Source organism: Pseudomonas sp. A214 (assembly GCF_900156295.1).
Lineage (GTDB): Bacteria > Pseudomonadota > Gammaproteobacteria > Pseudomonadales > Pseudomonadaceae > Aquipseudomonas > Aquipseudomonas rhizophila.
In genome coordinates this window covers 5190447-5207959 of sequence record NZ_LT707062.1, presented here as the reverse complement: position 1 = coordinate 5207959, position 17513 = coordinate 5190447, and the positions used below count along the sequence as shown (strand labels likewise).

Sequence of the window (17513 nt, the reverse complement as noted above, 5' to 3'; positions counted from 1 at the left end):
GACAATTGCTTGGCAAATATACTCCCTCAATTATCACGCCGGGCGCTGGAATAAGGGGCGGTTTATGCCGTCATTATTGCCATAAGCCACTGTTTTAAATAGCAACCCTTTGGACTGTATAACTTAAAAACGGCTGGCCGAAACGGCCTGGAGGGCCGTTGTCCGCCTGACGAATGGCCGCATACGCGAGGAAAACCCAGGGAAATCAACGGCTGCACAAGGCCCTTCCGGCCGCCCGCGCCAGAGGCCACGAATCACGCCGCAAAACCGGGTAGAATGCCGCCCACGCAATGAGGGTATTGGAAATGGCTTTAGTCGGGCGTTACAACAGTTTGCAAGTGGTTAAACACACTCACTTCGGTTTATATCTGGACGGCGGTGCGGACGGCGAAATTCTGCTGCCCAATCGTTATATCCCCAAGGATATTCCCAGCGAAGATGAAGACTGGCTCAATGTTTTTATTTATCTGGACAGCGACGACAAACTGATCGCTACCACGGAAAAACCCAAGGTTCAGGTCGGTGAGTTTGCCAGCCTGAAAGTGGTTGAAGTCAACAGCATCGGTGTATTCCTGGACTGGGGCCTGCCCAAGGACTTGCTGCTGCCGTATTCCGAAGAAAAGCGCCAGATGACCGCCGGCGAATATTGCGTGGTGCACGTCTACCTCGACAAGCACACCCGCCGCATCACCGCCACGGCGCGTCTGGACCGTTATCTGGACAAGACCCCGGCCAACTACACGCCGGGGCAGGAAGTCGATTTGCTGGTCGCCGAAGCCACCGACATGGGCTTCAAGGCGATCATCAATAACAAGCACTGGGGCCTGATTCACAAGAACGAAATCTTCAAGTTCATGCGCGCCGGCAAGCAGGAAAAAGGTTTCATCAAGGAAATCCGCCCGGACGGCAAGATCAGCTTGAGTTTGCAACCCGTGGGTCAGGAAGCGGCGACCAGCCTCAATGCCAAGATCCTCGCCAAGTTGCGCGAAAACAACGGCACGCTGCCGGTCAGCGACAAGAGCGACCCGGTGCTGATCAGCAGCCTGTTTGGTGTCAGCAAGGGCAACTTCAAGAAAGCCATTGGTGCGCTCTACAAGAATGGGCAAATTGTCATTCATGCTGATCGGATTGAGTTGAGCTGATCTTCAGTCGAGCCACGGCAAATAAGGATTCATGTGGCCAGGGGAGGCCGCTGTGGGAACAAGGCTTGCTCGCGATGGAGACGATGCGGTCTTTCTGATACCGAGGCGCCTGTTTCGCGAGCAAGCTTTGCTCCCACAGCGGTGCGCCGTTCCTCAAAATCTCCTCGCCACAGGAGCGGTATTCGGCTCTCCTCTGTATACAAAACCCTGCACCTTTAGCATGCATTCGCGCCCTGTTCGTGGGCGTGTGCCTGCTCCTGCCCGGCTTCAGCCCCCGCCACACACCGCAGGTTGTCTCACATTCCCCACCTGTGGCACGCATTCTGCGTAGCAACCCGTATACAAACCATGCCGGCTCCCGTGCGCAGTATGGTGAGCAGGTCGATACGGGGGCACGGCGGTACTCAAAAGGAGCCCGCAATGTCCGAGCAATTGCCCAACGGCTACAGCCCTCGTCTCTATAACGAAGACCTGGGCCCGCTGCCGCAGAAATGGAACTGGTACAACATTTTCGCGTTTTGGATGAGTGATGTGCACAGTGTCGGCGGTTATGTGTTCGCTGCCAGCCTGTTCGCGCTGGGGCTGGCGAGTTGGCAGGTGTTGATTGCGTTGCTCTGCGGCATCTGCATCGTGCAGTTGATCGCCAACCTGGTTGCCAAGCCGAGCCAGCAAGCGGCGGTGCCGTATCCGGTGATCTGTCGCCTGGCGTTTGGGGTATTCGGGGCGAATATTCCTGCGGTGATCCGCGGTTTGATCGCTGTGGCGTGGTACGGCATTCAAACGTACCTGGCTTCCAGTGCACTGATCATTGTGGTGCTGCGGTTTTTTCCTTCCATGGAAGTCTATGCCACGCCGCAATTTGCCGGATTGTCCTACTTGGGCTGGTTCGGTTTCCTCAGCTTGTGGTTCGTCCAGGCGCTGGTGTTCTGGGCCGGTATGGAGTCGATCCGTCGCTTTATCGACTGGGCCGGGCCGGTGGTGTACGCCGTGATGTTCCTGTTGGCGGGTTGGATCGTATGGAAAGCCGGTTGGAGCAACATCAACTTCACTCTGGCGGAGAAGTCCTTGTCCGGCTGGCAAGCGTTCGGTCAGGTGATCGTCGCGACGGCGTTGGTGGTGTCGTACTTCTCCGGCCCGACCCTCAATTTTGGTGATTTCAGTCGCTACTGCCGGAGCATGTCTGACGTGCGCCGTGGCAATTTCTGGGGGCTGCCGGTGAATTTCCTGGCATTCTCCCTGGTGACCGTGGTGATTGTTTCCGGGACGTTGCCGGTGTTCGGCGAAATGCTCCATGACCCGATCGCCACCGTGGCGCGTATCGACAACGACGTGGCGGTGTTGCTGGGCGCCTTTGCCTTTGTGACTGCCACCATCGGCATCAATATTGTCGCCAATTTTGTATCCCCGGCGTTCGACTTCGCCAACGTCGCTCCCAGCAAGATCAGCTGGCGTGCCGGCGGCATGATTGCCGCGATTGCATCGATATTCATCACGCCGTGGAACCTGTTCAACAACCCCGAAGTGATCCACTACACCCTGGACGTGCTGGCAGCCTTCATCGGTCCGCTGTTCGGAATTCTGCTGGTGGATTACTACCTGATCAAAAAGCAGCAGATCGACGTCGACGCGCTGTTCAATGACGGACCCAGCGGGCGCTATTACTACAGCGGCGGCATCAATTGGACGGCGGTCAAGGCGCTGGTGCCGGCGACGTTGATGGGCGTGGCGATTACCTTCACGCCGATGTTGCAACCGATGGCCAATTTCGCCTGGTTCACCGGTTGCTTCCTGGGCGGGGTGTTGTATTTCGCCTTGGCACGGCGTGACTCGACCGTGCATCTGAGCCCATCGCTCGGCCAGGCCTGATTAACGCAGGGCGGTCTGGGCGCAAGGGCTCACCGTATCCCGGCTGGCGGGCCGCAGTAACAGCCCGCCAGCCAGCAGCAGGCCACTGCCGGCAATGATCAGCGCCGGTTGCAAGCCACCGCTGAAGTGGCTGCTCAACGCCGCCAGCAATGGCCCGCTGAGCTGGCCCAAGGCAAAGCAGGCGGTCAACAGGCCCGCGTTGCGCTGGGTGGCGTGGGGTGCCAGTTCCCGGGAGCGCAGCATTACCAGTTGCATGCAGGCCAGGAATGGTGCTCCACACAGGATTACACCCAGCGCCAGCCCCGGCCCGCTGCCCAGCAGGCAGGTGAACACTCCGGCGGCTTGCAGCCAGAGTGTACCGATCAGCCAGCGACCGGTGGTGTTCGGGTTGGGACGACGCAAGCTGACCAGCAACACGCCAGTGGCGGCGGCCAGACCGAAGCAGGGCCAGAACAGGTCTGCTTGCCATTGCCCGTGGAACTGCGCCGAGGCCATCTGCGACAGGAAGGTGGCGGGAATGATGTAGCCCAAGCCGTACAGGGCATACACCACGCCAAGTCGAGCGATGCCACGGTTCGGCGAGGCGCTGACTGGCGCTGTAGCGGTCGCGGCTGCGGTGGGTTGCGGCAGAATCGGCAGAATCACCAGCAGCATCGCCAATGCCACGCCGGCATACACCAGCCACAGGGTCGCGGAGGTCTGGCCGAGCAGGTTCGAGCCCAAGGCGAGCAAACCGGTCAGAAAAATCCCCAACCCTGGGCCGGCAAACACCAGGGCGCCGAGCCGTGGCCGTCCCGCCGCCGCAGCCAAGGGTTGGCTCAGGGCGGTGATCATCACCAACACCCAGGCGCTTGCCACTCCGGTACCAAAGCGCAGCACCAAGTGTGGCCAGAAGCCCCAGGCCCAGAACGAAGCCAGGGTCAGCAGCACGCACAGCCACAGGCCTCCGATCAAACGCCGGCGCACCTGTTCCGGACGGCGGGCGAACATGGCGTCCAGCGCGCCGAGGAAGTAACCCAGGTAGTTGGCCGCGGCAATCAGACCGGCGGCGGTCAAGTCGATCTGACCTTCGCCGATTAAATGAGGTAACTGCGGTGTTAAGGCGAAGCGGCCAATGCCCATGGCCATCATCAGGGCGATGAAACTGCCGAGCAGGCGAATCAGAGGTGACATGGCGGGTCTCCAGCGTTGAGGCGAATGACCGTCAGGCTAGGACTGATTGACTTTCATTAAAAATGAATAATAGTGAGTAACTTGTTCATTTTTGGAGAATGTCGTGGAGTTCAGCCAATTGCGGATTTTCCAGGCCGTGGCCGAGGAAGGCTCCATTACCCGCGCCGCCGAGCGGCTGCATAGGGTGCCGTCGAACCTCTCGACCCGGCTCAAGCAGCTTGAGGAGCAACTGGGCGTAGATCTTTTCCTGCGCGAGCGTCAGCGTTTGCAGCTATCGCCAGCGGGAAAAGTCCTGTTGGACTATGCGATCAAGCTTTTTGCTCTGCACGACGAAGCCCATGCTGCCGGGCAGGGCGGGCAACCGGCCGGGGATTTTGTGTTGGGTACGATGTACAGCACGGCGGCGATTCATTTGCCGGACCTGCTGGCCGGTTATCACCGCACGTACCCGGCGGTGAACTTGCAGGTGCAGTCGGCGCCCAGCGGTGAATTGCTCGAAGGCTTGCTCACCGGGCGCCTTGACGCGGCGCTGGTGGACGGCCCGCTGGAGCTGGCGGGGTTGGACGGGGTGCCGTTGTGCGACGAGCGGCTGGTGCTGATCACCGAGGCCGATCACCCGCCAGTGCGCAGTGCGCTGGATGTCCAGGGCCGCTCGGTATTCACCTTTCGCCAGGGCTGTTCCTACCGCATGCGTCTGGAAGCCTGGTTTGCCCATGACCATGCGGCCATGGGCCGGGCGATGGAGATTGAGTCTTATCAGGGGATGCTGGCCTGTGTGATTGCCGGCTCCGGGGTGGCGCTGATGTCCGAGTCGATGCTCGCCAGCCTGCCGGGCCGCGAGCGTGTGAGGATGCATCCGTTGGCCGAGCCGTTTGCCAGTGCCACGACCTGGCTGATGTGGCGCAAAGGGATGGTGGGGGCCAATCTCACCGCCTGGATTGAACTGCAGCAACAGGCCTGGCCGCGGGCGCCCGTGATGACGACGCGATCAGCTTGAACTCCGGGAGGTGGATTTGGATCAATTCAGTAACAGATCATTGCAATGTGTGACGAGCATTGCGTAGGACTTCGGACTATTATCAGTGCGAAGGGGCCACAGAATTTTGCCGCTCGTACCACCCTGAAGGGGGCACCACGATGAAAGAGAAAATCCAGAACTGGCTTCATGACTTGGGTGTCGCGCTCGGCCTGATCGAGCCGCCCATGCAACCGATCCCTATCCGCACCGATGACGAGCAGCGCCGCCGCCAGCCGCGCCGTCGGTAAAGACACCGCGAATATCGGAGAGATCGCAGTCTCAGGCTGTTTCAGTTGAAACAGCCTGAGACTGCGATCTTTTTTGTTTTTGAAGGAAAATCTCTGTGGGAGCGAGCCTGCTCGCGATCGCGGCGGATCAGCCACCATTGATATTGGCTGATACACCGCTATCGCGAGCAGGCTCGCTCCCACAGGGTTTTCATCGTCTGGAACTGAGCGATACAAGGGCAAAAAAAAAAGGTGTGGCAACCGACGCCACACCCTCGAAGAAAAACTGCTTTCAGACCGCCTTGGCCATCATTTTCGACCGTGGTGACAACAGACTCACCACCACGAAACTCACCAGCGCCACGCTCAGGCTGTAGTAGATCGGCGTATTGGCGTCCAGGCCGTCCTTGATCATGAAGAACAGCGCGGTCAAAAAGCCCAGCGACATGCTGGTGATCGCGCCGGCCGTGGTTGCGCGTTTCCAGTAGATGGCGCCGATCAGCGGAATCAGCATGCCGCCCACCAACAGGTTGTAGGCCAGGGTCAGGGCACTGATCACATCGCTCACCACCAAGGCGATGCCCAACACCACCACGCCCAGCAGCAGGGTCGCGATGCGGTTTTCATGAACGTCACCATTGCCGCTTTCACGACCCTGGCGCAGACGCGGCAGCAGGTCCTGGACCACAGTGGTGGAGGCTGCCAGCAGGCCGGCCGCGGCGGTGGACATCAAGGCCGCCAGGGCGGCGGCAATGACCAACCCGCGAATGCCGTTGGGCAGGCTGGTCTGGACGACGCTGGCAAAGGCGTTGTTGACGTTTTCCAGGTCCGGCAGCAATACCTTGGCCGCCATGCCGATCAGGGCTCCGGCCAGGCCATACAGCACGCAGTACAGGCCTGCGGCGGTACCGGCCACTTTCGCCACGCCTTCGCTACGGGCGGTGAACACCCGCTGCCAGATGTCCTGGCCAATGAAGATGCCGAAGAAGTAGATCAGGAAGTAGGTGAGGATGGTGTCCCAGCCAATCGCGGTGAAATCGAAGTAGCTGGCCGGCAAGGCCGCCACCATCGCGTCCCAGCCGCCCGCATCGCTGATGGACATCGGCATCAGCAGGAACACCAGGCCGACGGTCATGATCAAGAATTGCACGATGTCGGTGAGAGTCAGCGACCACATGCCGCCGATGGTGGAATACAGCACGACGACGCCGCCACCCACCAGGATCGACACCCAGAACGGCAGGCCGAACAACACCTGCATCACCGTGCCGATGGCGATGGTCGAGGTGGCGCCGATCATCAACGCATAAACCAGCATGATCAGTGCACTGGCGTGGCGCGCGGCGGGGTTGTAGCGGCGCTCCAGCACTTGGGTCACGGTGTAGATCTTGAGTTTGAGCAACGGTTTGGCGAGGAACAGGCTCAGCCCGACGATGCCCAGGCCGATGGCGCCGCACAGCCAGAAACCGGAAATCCCATGGACGTAGCCCAGCCGCACGGTGCCGATGGTGGAGGCGCCGCCCAGAACGGTGGCGGCCATGGTACCCAGGTAAAAGCCCGGGCCGAGGTTGCGCCCGGCGACCAGGTAGTCGTCACGAGTCTTGGCGCGGCGCATGCCGTACCAACCCAGGGCAATCATGCCGGTGGCATAGATGAGAACGACGATTAAATCCAAAGCCATGATGGCGTGTCTCCGATTGTCTTTTTTATAGTGAAGTCGGTTGGTACCGTGCCCTGGCACTGCAACCTCTGTGTGAACGCGCTTTTGTGGCGAGGGAGCTTGCTCCCGCTGGGCTGCGAAGCTGCCCCTGATGGCGACTGCTGCGCAGCCGAGCGGGAGCAAGCTCCCTCGCCACGGGTATTTCGTTTGCTCAGGTCAGGCGGTCTGTCTGAGGGAGGGTTTCTCGATTGGCACCGAAGAACCCTTGCTACGCGGATCATCCGGCCCATACACCGCCGCCGGCTCCGGAAACAACCCAAGCAGCACCAGGTAAATCACCGAGGCCAGGCCCAGGGTCACCGGCAGGCCGATGTCGATGCCACCGGCCAGTTCGCCCAGCGGTCCGACGAACTGCCCAGGCAGGTTGACGAAGCACAGCCCCACCAGCGCGCTGGGAATCCAGGCCCCCAGGCCGCGCCAGTTCCAGCCGTGGCTGAACCAGTAGCGCCCGCCGGTTTCGCCACGGGTGAACACTTGCAGATCATCCGGGCAGTAGAAGCCGCGGCGCACCAGCAGGCCGATGATCATGATCACCATCCATGGCGTGGTGCAGGTGATGATCAGCACGGCGAAGGTCGATACGCTCTGCACCAGGTTCGCGGCGAAGCGCCCGATGAAGATGAAGGCAATCGACAGCACGCCGATCAGCAGCGTGGCCTTGACCCGCGACAGAACTCGTGGGAACACGCTGGACATGTCCAGCCCGGTGCCATACAGCGACGTGGTGCCGGTGGACATGCCGCCGATCACCGCGATCAGGCACACCGGCAGGAAGAACCAGCCCGGCGAAACCGCCAGCAGGCCGCCCACATAGTTATTGGCTGCGATGTAGTCCGGTGCCTTGATCGCCACGATGGTGGCCGTGGCAAGGCCGAACAGGAACGGGATCAGCGTCGCCAGTTGAGCGGCGATCACCGCCAGCATGATGCGTCGCTTGGGCGTGTTGCGCGGGATGTAACGCGACCAGTCACCGAGGAACGCGCCGAAGGAAATCGGGTTGCTCATGGCGACCAGTGCCGCGCCGATGAACGCCGCCCAGAAGCCCGGCTGGCCTAGGCCGACGGTGCCGGCGAACTGGCTGTCGAAGGCCGGCGCGAAGGCGGCGATGCCCAGCAGAAACAGCAGGCTGGCGGCCCACACGGCGATGCGGTTGACCCACAACATGAAACGAAAGCCGTAGATGCACACCGTCAATACCAGCAAGGCGAACAGGCCGTAGGCCAGGCCCAGGCTCAAGTCGGTTTCCGGTACGCCGATCAAGCGCTTGGCGCCACCGATCAACGCATCTCCCGAACTCCACACCGACAGGGAGAAGAACGCGATGGCCGTCAGCAGCGACAGGAACGAGCCGACGATCCGCCCGTGTACGCCGAAATGCGCCCCGGAGGACACCGCGTTGTTGGTGCCGTTGAGCGGGCCGAACAGGCCCATGGGCGCGAGGATGATCGAACCGAGCACCACCCCCAGCACAATCGCCCAGACCCCGGCCTGGAACGAGAGGCCGAACAGCACCGGGAAACTGCCGAGCACGGCGGTGGCGAAGGTGTTGGCGCCGCCGAAGATCAGTCGAAACAGATCCGTCGGGCCAGCGGTTCGCTCATGGTCCGGGATCTGTTCGACCCCGTTGGTTTCGATTTGCGTAAGGCTTTTGTCGTTATTGTTATGCATGATCTGCTCCGATCATAAAGGCGCGCCCATCGTGTGCGAGCGTCGTCTGTTTGGCTAAGGGGGTGGCAGCCCTTCCGGCATAGCGGACAAATGTTCATGGCAGGCCAGCCATAGGCCCTGTTGTTCTTGTGTGCGTCCTTCCTGCTTGCGGAACAGAATGGTTTCGCGCTCCTGGCTAAAGTGTCGCTCCCCTTGCATGCGCAACTCGGTGGCCACGTCATGGATGAAAATCGCCACGTCCCCTTGCAGGCTGACGAAGGCGTTGCTCGAGGTACACGACAGCACCTCGAAGCCATCCTCGGACCGCCAGCGGTCCCACAACGCCTGGTAGGCATCGCGAGACAGCAGAGGTTGTTCGAGGGTGTAGAACACGAAACTCGCGTCGGGTGTGAAGGCGCCGAAGTAGGCGTCACGGTCATTGCGGGCGAAGGCCGACACCAGTTCAGCGGCGGCCTTGAGCACTTGAGCCTGATCGTTCATGACCGCGCCTCAGCGATGGACCACACCGGGCAGTACGCAGAGCATCTCGTACAGCAGGTTGGCGCCCAGCAGCGAGGTGTTACCGGTGGTGTCGTAGGGCGGCGAGACTTCTACCAGATCGCAACCGACCAGGTCCAGGCCCTGGCAGCCACGCACGATTTCGATGGCCTGGATGGTGGTCAGGCCACCGATTTCCGGGGTGCCGGTGCCAGGGGCCCAGGCCGGGTCGATGCCGTCGATATCGAAGCTCAGGTACACCGGGCCGCCGCCGACCTTCTCGCGGACTTCGGCCATCAGTGGGGCGAGGGATTTGTGCCAGCACTCTTCGGCCTGGACTACGCGGAAACCCTGGTTGCGGCTCCAGTTGAAGTCATCGGCGGTGTAGCCCTGGGCCCGCAGGCCGATCTGCACCACGCGGTCGCAATCGAGCAGGCCTTCTTCCACGGCGCGGCGAAAGGTGGTGCCGTGGGCGATTTTCTCACCGAACATGTGATCGTTCACATCGGCATGGGCGTCGATGTGCACCAGGCCGACCTTGCCGTGTTTCTTGTGGATCGCCCGCAGGATCGGCAGGGTGATGGTGTGATCGCCGCCCAGGGTCAGGGGAATGACGTTGTGTTCCAGAATCTTGTGGTACGACTCTTCGATGATCCGCACGGCGTCCAGCAGATTGAAGGTATTGATCGGCACATCACCGATATCGGCCACCGACAGCGAGTCGAACGGCGCGGCACCGGTGGCCATGTTGTAGGGACGGATCATTACCGATTCAGCGCGGATCTCGCGGGGCCCGAAACGGGTGCCGGCGCGCAGGGAGGTGCCGATGTCCAGCGGCACGCCGACGAAAGCAGCGTCCAGGCCGGCAGCGGTTTGTAAATGGGGGAGTCGCATCATGGTGGCGATGCCGCCGAAGCGCGGCATTTCGTTGCCGCCCAGTGGTTGGTGAAGAATCTTGTCCACGGGTAGGGCCTCATCGTTGTTTTATTTATCAGGGGCCGATTCTGCGAAAAGCCTGGGAGTGGAAGAATCGCTGGGGGCAAATACTTAGTTCAGATTTTTCTAAACTAATGCGGGATGGGGCGATAGACTCGCGATTGATCTCTGGGGGCAACACCATGCTTGCAAGCTGTGCAAGCAAAGCTGTGGGAGCAAAGCTTGCTCGCGACATAGGCGCCTCGGTTCCAAGGGGGAAACCGCGTTGACTTCATCGCGGGCAAGCCTTGCTCCCACAGATAAACCCCCTTGCCACAAAGTGTGCAGTGACCCGCCTGTATGGAGAGACCCCATGGCCAACGCTCTACCCGACCTGAAACTGTTGCGCATTTTCGTCAGCGTCGTGCGGCACCAGGGGTTCGCCAATGCCCAGCACGAGCTCAACCTTTCCACGTCGGCCATCAGCACCTACATGAGCCAGCTCGAATCGGCCCTGGGCCTGGTGTTGTGTCATCGTGGGCGGGGTGGGTTCAGCCTGACCAGCAAGGGCGAGTTGTTCCACCAGGAGACCCTGCGTCTTTTGGGCGAGCTTGAAGGGTTCGAGCAATACGCCGCCGCGCTGAAGGGTGAGTTGCGCGGCACGCTGAACCTGGGGGTGATCGATTCCACCGTCAGCGACAAAGCCCTGCCGTTCGCCGAAGCCATCGGCGCCTACAGCCAGGAGCATCCGGCAGTCCACCTGCACCTGTCGGTCATGAGCCCGTACGAACTGCAACTGGGCGTGCAGGACAACCGCCTGGACCTGGCCATCGGCGCGTTTTCCACGCGCATGAGCGGCCTGGTCTACATGCCGCTGTACCGTGAGCAGCACTGGTTGTATTGCAGCAACCGTCACCCGCTGTTCAACGAGCGGCGTATCCCTGAGCAACTCATCACCCAGCAACGCATGGTCGGGCGCGGTTACTGGAGCCAGGCCGAACTGGCCCGCCACGGTTTCAAGCACAGCGCGGCGACGGTGGAGAGCATGGAGGCGCAGTTGATCCTGGTATTGTCCGGTGCCTACGTCGGCTATCTGCCCGAACACTATGCCCAGGCCTGGGTGGACAAGGGCGATTTGCGCGTGTTGTTGCCGGCCACTTTTGGTTATCAGGCACCGTTTTCGATGATCGTACGCCGTGGCCGCAGCCGTGAGCCGCTGATCCAGACTTTTCGCGATCTGCTCAAGGCGCAGCTCAACCAGGCCTGAGGTGCCGTCATGTCCAGAATTCATTGTCCGCGCTGCCACAGGCCGCAAAGCCATTGTTTGTGCCCGCTGATCCCCAGCCTCGACAGCCGCACTCGGGTGCTGTTGTTGCAGCATCCCAGCGAGGTGAACCATGCCCTGAACACCGCGCGGCTGGCGGCGTTGGGGCTCAATAATGCCGAGTTGATCGTGGGCGAGGTGTTCGAGGATTTGCCTGGGCTGCTCAATCAACCGGGTTATCAGGCGCGGCTTTTGTTTCCCGGCGAAGAGGCGCAGCCCATGCATGCTTATGCTCCGTCTGAGGATCCGCTACTACTGGTCGTCCCGGACGGCACCTGGCGCAAGGCGCGCAAGTTGCTGCACCTCAACCCTCTGTTGGCGGCGCTGCCGAGGGTGACACTGGCCGCGGGCAGTGTGTCTCGATACCGCTTGCGCAAGGCGCCAGGGCCAGGGGCGTTGTCGACGGTGGAGGCGGTTGTCCAGGCGCTGCAAACCCTTGAGGCACCGACCTGTTTTGAGCCGTTGCTGAGGCCGTTCGAAGCGTTGATCGAGGGGCAGATAGCGGCGATGGGGGAGGAGGTTTTTCGGCGTAATCATGCCGAGAAATGAGTGGTGCCTTTGCTGGCCTCATCGCGAGCAGGCTCGCTCCCACAGTTGATCTCCAGTGCATGCAAAAATCTGCTAACACCACAGATCCAATGTGGGAGCAAGCCTGCTCGCGATAGCGGCAGCACAATCAACCAAAGTCTCAGCTCAAGGTCTACCGCTCACGCATCGCCTCAGTCCGCGCCTTCAACACCGGCTTGAGCAGGTAATCCAGGACACTTTTCTCCCCGGTAATGATGTCCACCGTCGCCACCATCCCAGGAATGATCAACAACGGTTTGGCATCGCCGCCCAAGTGATTTTTATCTGTGCGCACCTGGATCAGGTAGAAGCTGTTGCCCTTGTCATCGGTGATGGTGTCGGCGCCGATCAGTTCGAGCCTGGCGCTCATCCCGCCGTAGATCGTGTAGTCATAGGCACTGAACTTGACCATGGCTTTCTGGCCCGGATGCAGGAAGGCCACGTCCTGGGGGCGGACCTTGGCTTCGATCAGTAGGTTGTCTTCCAGCGGCACGATTTCTGCCATGTCGCTGCCCGGCTGCACTACGCCGCCGATGGTGTTGACCTTTAGCTGCTTGATCACCCCATGTACCGGCGAGACCACGGTGGTGCGGGTCACGCGGTCGTCGATGGCAATGCTCGAAGCGGTGATTTTTGACAACTCCGTGCGTTTCTCATTGAGTTCCTTGGCCGCTTCGGAGCGAAAGGACTGTTCCGATTCGTCGATCTTGCTCTTGATCTCGTTGATCGCCGATTCGGCCCGAGGAATCGCCAGGGTGGTGGCGTTGAGTGAGCCACGGATTTCCACTGCGCTGCGTTTGAGCCGCAGGATTTCCACCGGCGACACCGCCCCGGTGCGCACCAGTGGTGCCGACATGTTCATCTCTTCTTGCAGCAAGGCCAGGCTGGAACTGAACTGGCCCTGCTTGGAGCGAAACTCCGCCAGCTCCTGGGTTTTCTGGCGCAGTTGTTCGGACAGCGTCCGCTGTTCGCTGGCCAGGCGCCGCTGTCGTTGTTCATACAGCGAGCGTTCGTCCTCGGCCACTTGCGGGGCCTTGCTGATGACTTCAGCGGACAGTTCGAAAGGTCGGCCTTCGGCTTCGGCCGACAAGCGTTCGACCTGGGCGGTCAGGGCATAACGGTCGGCCTCGCTTTCGCCCTTGTTCGACAGAAACCGTGTGTCGTCCAGGCGTAGCAGGGTGTCGCCCTTGTTCACCATCTGCCCTTCGCGCACGAAAATCTCGGTGACGATGCCGCCCTCCAGGTTCTGGATTACCTGAATCTTGCTCGAAGGAATGGCCTTGCCTTCACCGGTGGTGACTTCCTGCAAGACTGCCAGTTTGGCCCACACCAACGCGGTGATGATCAGTCCGGCCGCCAGCCACACCGTGACCCGCGAGCGACGGGGCGAATCCTGCAGCGCGGCACCGGCGGTTTCCGGCATGAACTCGCTTTCGGCGCTTTTGCTGAAACTGCCGAAGTAGCTTCGGGCCGCTGAATCGGGTGTTTGAGCAGACATGGGCGATACCCGTCAGTTAGAAAAAATAAAGCCGAACACATACCTGTGGCTTGAGGGGGTTATCTGTGGGAGCAAGGCTTGCCCGCGATGAAGCTAATGCGGTCTCACTGGAACCGAGGCGCCTGTATCGCGGGCAAGCCTTGCTCCCACAGGTTGCGGTGTTGTTTCTATACCGCCGCAGACCCCACCCGTCCTTTACGCAGTGCATCGATCACCGCTTCCTTCGGCCCATCGGCCACAACCCGGCCGTTGTCCAGCACCACCAGCCGATCCACCAGGCTGAGCATCGACGTGCGATGGGTCACCAGCAGCACCGTCTTGCCCTGCACATGGGTATGGAGCTTTTGCCGCAACACGTCTTCGCTGCTGTTGTCCATGGCGCTGGTGGGTTCGTCCAGCAGCAGGATCGGCGGGTCGAGCAACAGGGCGCGGGCCAGTAGCACGGCCTGGCGTTGCCCACCGGAGAGCAACTGCCCGCGCTCGCCCACCGGGCGGTCGAAGCCCTGGGGATGCTGGCGGGCCAGTTCGGTGACGCCGGTCAGTTCCGCCACTTCCAGCATGCGTGCATCGCTGATGTAGCGGGCGCCGAGGGTGAGGTTGTCCCGCAGGCTGCCGGCCAGCAGCGGCAGGTCATGGGCGACATAGCCGATCTGCTGGCGCAGGTCCGCCACGTCCAGTTGCCGAAGGTCGAGCCCATCAAGCAGCAACTGGCCTTCCTGGGGCTCATAAAATCCCATCACCAGGCGCGCCAGGGTGCTCTTGCCCGAGCCACTGCGACCGATGATCCCGACCCGTTCGCCGGGCTTGAGGCTGAAACTCACATTCGCCAGCGCCGGGGCGTTCTGGCCGTTGTAATGGAAGGTCACGCCGCTGACGTCCAGCGCGCCCTGCAATTGGGTGCGATCCAGCGGCCGTTGTTTGGCATCGCGCTCTTGGGGCAGCGCCATCAGCGCATCGGTGCTGCGCATGGTCAGTTGTGCCTGCTGGTAGCGGGTGATCAGCCCGGCGATCTGCCCCAGCGGCGCCAGCACCCGGCTGCCGAGCATGTAGGTCGCCACCAGCGCGCCGACGCTGAGGTTACCGGCGATGATGCTGTAGACCCCGGCGACGATGGTCGCCATGCCGGCCAGTTGTTGCAAAAACAGCGTGCCGTTGGTGGCCAGCGCCGAGAGGCTGCGGGCGTGGCTGTCCAGGCGGGTGAGGGCGCCGTGGGTGCTTTCCCATTGATGCTGGCGCTCGCTTTCGGCGCTGCAAGCCTTGAGGGTTTCCAGGCCGCCGAGGGTTTCAATCAGCAATGCCTGGCGCTGGGCGCCCAGGGCCAGGCTTTTTTGCACGGTGTCACGCAGGCGTGCCTGGATGATCATGGCGAAAATAATGGTGAGCGGAAAAGCCACCACCGGAATCACCACCAGCCAGCCACCCAGCAACCCGATCACCACCAGCATCAGCACGGCGAAGGGCAGGTCGATCAGGCTGGTGAGGGTGACAGCGGTCAGGAATTCGCGCAGACCCTGGAAGTCATGGATGCTTTGGGCGAACCCGCCGATGGTCACCGGTTTGGCCTTCATCGCCATGCCGGTGATGCGTTCGAACAGGGTCGCGGAGAGGATCACGTCGGTTTTCTTGCCGGCGGTGTCCAGCAGATGGGCGCGCACCACGCGCAAAACCAGTTCGAATCCCGTGCCGATCAACAGCCCCACGGCCAGCACCCACAACGTCGACGTGGCCTGGTTCGGCACCACGCGGTCATAGGTCTGCATGACGAACAGCGGCACCATCAGCCCCAGCAGGTTGATCAGCAAACTTGCCAGGATCGCGTCGCTGTACAGCCAGCGCGACAGTTTCAAGGTGTCACGAAACCAGGCCTCGACCCGTGGAACCAGGGGCGCGCGCAGGTCTTCGAGTTCATGGCGCGGCCGGGCGAACAAAGCCTGGCCGCTGTAGACGGCGCTCAGTTCGTCGCGGCTTACCCACTGCTCGCCGCCATCGGCTTCGCTGGGCAGGATCAGCGCCTGGCCGTCCTCGCTCCAGCGCCGCAACACGGCGCAACGACCACCGGCCAGAATCAGCATCACCGGCAGGTTGAGTGGCGAAATATCGGCTAGCTCTCGGCGCAGCAAGCGCGCCTGCAAACCGGCCCGGGCCGCTGCGCGCGGCAGCAGGTCCAGGCTCAGACGTTGGTGCGCCATTGGAAGCCCGGCGCCAAGGCTGGCGCGGCTGACTGTCGCGCCATGGAGTTTGCAGAGGATCAACAGACCGTCAAGCAAGGGATCATCGACATTCAGCCGCGGATCGGTGCTGAGGGTTGCGGGTTCCATGCTGGTCACATTGATCGCTCCCATTTTTTTGGGGGGCTACTTCAGTTCTGGCAGCCGCGCTTCGTTTTTGACTTCTGTTTGAGCGACCGCGTCGGCCGGCAGCACCACGCGCTGTTTGCTCAACAGCTGGCCCATGTTCGCCAATACCCGATACATCGAGTATTCCTCGGTGTAGCGCACTTCGGTGTAGCGACGGTTGGCGTTGTACAGCTCGTTTTCGCTGTCGAGCACATCAAGCAGGGTCCGCTGGCCGAGACCGAACTGATCCTGATAGGCGGCGCGTACACGGGAAGTGGTTTCGGCATATTCCCGGGCGGTGGGGGTCTGCTTGCGGGCGTTGAGCATCGCGTTCCAGGCCAGGCGGGTGTCTTCGTTGAGCTGGCGCAGGGCGTTGTTGCGGATGTCCATGGCCTGGTTGATCTGGTGGGCATTGGACGCCAACCGCGCCTTGTCGCTGCCGCCGCGGAACAGGTTGTAGTTCATCACCACGCCGACCCGCCAGTTGTTGTCGTGGCCTTCTTCGCCGCCGAGGTTGTTATTGGCGCCCACCGCCGCCTCGGCGTCGAACCGCGGATAGAACGGCGACTTGGCCACTTCATACTGGCTTTCGGCGGACTGTACGTCGGCCTGGGCCGATTTCAGGTACGGGTTGTTGTCCACCATGCTTTGCTGGGCTTCGCGCAGGTCAGCGGGCATCTCGCCTTTGGTCGAGGGCGGTGTTTCCAGCTCATCGGGCATGCGTCCGACCACGCTGTAGAAGTTAGCCTCGGCGTCGGCCAGGTCGACCTGGGCGGTGTCGTAGTTGTTTTCCGCCAGGGCCCGGCGAGCATTGGACTGATCGGAGTCGGCGGTACTGCCCACGCCACGCTCGGTGCGCAGGCCGATCTGGTCGTTGACGCGCAGGTGAGCTTGCAGGTTGTTCTTGGCCAGGGTCACCAGCTCGCGACGCTTGAGCACTTCCAGGTAAACCTCGATGGTGCGCAGCGCCAGGTCCTGGGCGGTGCCTTGGGCGTAGTAGGCCCGGGAATTGACCACGCCTTTGGTGCGTTCCACTTCATTGGCAGTGTTGAACCCGTCAAACAGCATCTGCCGCAGGCGCAGCTCCGACTGGGTGTAAGTCAGGATATTGGTGTGGTGATTGCCCAGCGCCCGGGTGTTGGTGTTGTCGCTGTAGCCGCGCCCGTAGCCGGCATTCAAGTCCACCGACGGGAAGAACCCCCCTCTGGCGACCTTGACGTCTTCATTGGCCGACAGACGGCTATCGACCCGTTGCGCCAGTTCCGGGTGAGTAGCAATGGTGCTCTGGATCGCTTCGGTCAACGACATGGCCTGCGCTGAAGAAGAGCAGGCCATGGCCAGCAAAACCGCGCTGCAGAGGGGGGAAAGAACGCGCATGGGGTGCATCTCCTAAGGTCTGTTGTGCTTCGCTGTCGCCAAAATATTGACGTATTTAAGATCAAAACCGTTTCAAGCTTGTAACAACACAGCTAAGAACATCCTGCGCAAAACCTAAGAAGAATTTCTCATAAGACTTATGCCAAAAAAAACTTATGTGCTTGGAAAAAAGCGGCACATTGTTCAAAGCGAAAGCCTTTGAATC

14 protein-coding genes are annotated in these 17513 nt (G+C 61.3%); 6 read left to right on the top strand and 8 right to left on the bottom strand.

Annotated elements, in window-relative coordinates; genetic code table 11:
• Positions 1 to 305 precede the first annotated feature (305 nt).
• Both BW979_RS23150 and BW979_RS23140 read left to right on the top strand, forming a co-directional pair.
• A complete protein-coding gene (locus tag BW979_RS23150) occupies positions 306 to 1142 on the top strand; it encodes a CvfB family protein (protein ID WP_047227905.1) in 837 nt (278 codons plus the stop codon).
• 420 nt (positions 1143 to 1562) lie between these two features.
• Entirely contained in the window at positions 1563 to 3008 is a 1446-nt protein-coding gene (locus tag BW979_RS23140) for an NCS1 family nucleobase:cation symporter-1 (protein WP_076385898.1), read from the top strand.
• Here BW979_RS23140 and BW979_RS23135 read toward each other — a convergent pair whose 3' ends face one another.
• Positions 3009 to 4181, bottom strand: a complete 1173-nt coding sequence (locus BW979_RS23135) for an MFS transporter (RefSeq protein WP_076385896.1) — start codon at positions 4179 to 4181, stop codon at positions 3009 to 3011. It lies immediately after the preceding gene.
• 103 nt (positions 4182 to 4284) lie between these two features.
• On the opposite strand from BW979_RS23135, the gene ptrR reads away from it, so the two are divergent.
• Positions 4285 to 5178 (top strand): putrescine utilization regulator PtrR, encoded by an 894-nt coding sequence (gene ptrR, locus BW979_RS23130; RefSeq protein ID WP_076385894.1) that lies wholly within the window; start codon positions 4285 to 4287, stop codon positions 5176 to 5178.
• Positions 5179 to 5318: 140 nt separating this feature from the next.
• Positions 5319 to 5447: a PA1414 family protein gene (locus tag BW979_RS27980; RefSeq protein ID WP_256222727.1), complete on the top strand. Its 129-nt coding sequence runs from the start codon at positions 5319 to 5321 to the stop codon at positions 5445 to 5447.
• Between the two features lie 271 nt (positions 5448 to 5718).
• Here the strand turns inward: BW979_RS27980 and BW979_RS23125 are convergent, their stop codons facing one another.
• The 4 genes from BW979_RS23125 to speB form a co-directional block, all read right to left on the bottom strand.
• A complete protein-coding gene (locus tag BW979_RS23125; protein ID WP_076385892.1) occupies positions 5719 to 7107 on the bottom strand; it encodes a sodium:solute symporter in 1389 nt (462 codons plus the stop codon).
• Between the two features lie 195 nt (positions 7108 to 7302).
• Positions 7303 to 8817, bottom strand: a complete 1515-nt coding sequence (locus tag BW979_RS23120; protein WP_171061410.1) for a purine-cytosine permease family protein — start codon at positions 8815 to 8817, stop codon at positions 7303 to 7305.
• A gap of 51 nt (positions 8818 to 8868) precedes the next feature.
• Positions 8869 to 9294 (bottom strand): YybH family protein, encoded by a 426-nt coding sequence (locus BW979_RS23115; RefSeq protein ID WP_076385888.1) that lies wholly within the window; start codon positions 9292 to 9294, stop codon positions 8869 to 8871.
• A gap of 9 nt (positions 9295 to 9303) precedes the next feature.
• Positions 9304 to 10254: an agmatinase gene (speB, locus tag BW979_RS23110; RefSeq protein WP_003198979.1), complete on the bottom strand. Its 951-nt coding sequence runs from the start codon at positions 10252 to 10254 to the stop codon at positions 9304 to 9306.
• A 325-nt stretch (positions 10255 to 10579) separates the two neighbouring features.
• Here speB and BW979_RS23105 point away from each other — a divergent pair, with 325 nt between their 5' ends.
• Both BW979_RS23105 and BW979_RS23100 read left to right on the top strand, forming a co-directional pair.
• Entirely contained in the window at positions 10580 to 11473 is an 894-nt protein-coding gene (locus BW979_RS23105) for a LysR family transcriptional regulator (protein WP_047227898.1), read from the top strand.
• Positions 11474 to 11482: 9 nt separating this feature from the next.
• Complete coding sequence (locus BW979_RS23100) at positions 11483 to 12079, top strand: tRNA-uridine aminocarboxypropyltransferase (RefSeq protein ID WP_076385886.1); 597 nt, start codon at positions 11483 to 11485, stop codon at positions 12077 to 12079.
• A 151-nt stretch (positions 12080 to 12230) separates the two neighbouring features.
• On the opposite strand, the gene BW979_RS23095 is transcribed toward BW979_RS23100, so the two are convergent.
• From BW979_RS23095 to BW979_RS23085, 3 genes are all read right to left on the bottom strand, one after another.
• Entirely contained in the window at positions 12231 to 13595 is a 1365-nt protein-coding gene (locus BW979_RS23095; RefSeq protein WP_047227896.1) for an HlyD family type I secretion periplasmic adaptor subunit, read from the bottom strand.
• A gap of 167 nt (positions 13596 to 13762) precedes the next feature.
• The gene (locus tag BW979_RS23090) at positions 13763 to 15922 is read right to left on the bottom strand and encodes a type I secretion system permease/ATPase (RefSeq protein WP_076386721.1); all 2160 of its coding nucleotides are present in this window, start codon (positions 15920 to 15922) and stop codon (positions 13763 to 13765) included.
• Positions 15923 to 15949: 27 nt separating this feature from the next.
• Entirely contained in the window at positions 15950 to 17308 is a 1359-nt protein-coding gene (locus tag BW979_RS23085) for a TolC family outer membrane protein (RefSeq protein ID WP_047227895.1), read from the bottom strand.
• Positions 17309 to 17513: the final 205 nt, after the last annotated feature.

What these genes read in the sequence shown, in the direction of transcription:
- BW979_RS23100 (WP_076385886.1), top strand. Translation starts at nt 11,483, where the DNA reads ATGTCCAGAATTCATTGTCCGCGCTGCCACAGGCCGCAAAGCCATTGT.
- BW979_RS23085 (WP_047227895.1), bottom strand. Translation starts at nt 17,308, where the DNA reads ATGCGCGTTCTTTCCCCCCTCTGCAGCGCGGTTTTGCTGGCCATGGCC.
- BW979_RS23095 (WP_047227896.1), bottom strand. Translation starts at nt 13,595, where the DNA reads ATGTCTGCTCAAACACCCGATTCAGCGGCCCGAAGCTACTTCGGCAGT.
- BW979_RS23140 (WP_076385898.1), top strand. Translation starts at nt 1,563, where the DNA reads ATGTCCGAGCAATTGCCCAACGGCTACAGCCCTCGTCTCTATAACGAA.
- BW979_RS23125 (WP_076385892.1), bottom strand. Translation starts at nt 7,107, where the DNA reads ATGGCTTTGGATTTAATCGTCGTTCTCATCTATGCCACCGGCATGATT.
- BW979_RS23115 (WP_076385888.1), bottom strand. Translation starts at nt 9,294, where the DNA reads ATGAACGATCAGGCTCAAGTGCTCAAGGCCGCCGCTGAACTGGTGTCG.
- BW979_RS23135 (WP_076385896.1), bottom strand. Translation starts at nt 4,181, where the DNA reads ATGTCACCTCTGATTCGCCTGCTCGGCAGTTTCATCGCCCTGATGATG.
- BW979_RS23105 (WP_047227898.1), top strand. Translation starts at nt 10,580, where the DNA reads ATGGCCAACGCTCTACCCGACCTGAAACTGTTGCGCATTTTCGTCAGC.
- BW979_RS23150 (WP_047227905.1), top strand. Translation starts at nt 306, where the DNA reads ATGGCTTTAGTCGGGCGTTACAACAGTTTGCAAGTGGTTAAACACACT.
- BW979_RS27980 (WP_256222727.1), top strand. Translation starts at nt 5,319, where the DNA reads ATGAAAGAGAAAATCCAGAACTGGCTTCATGACTTGGGTGTCGCGCTC.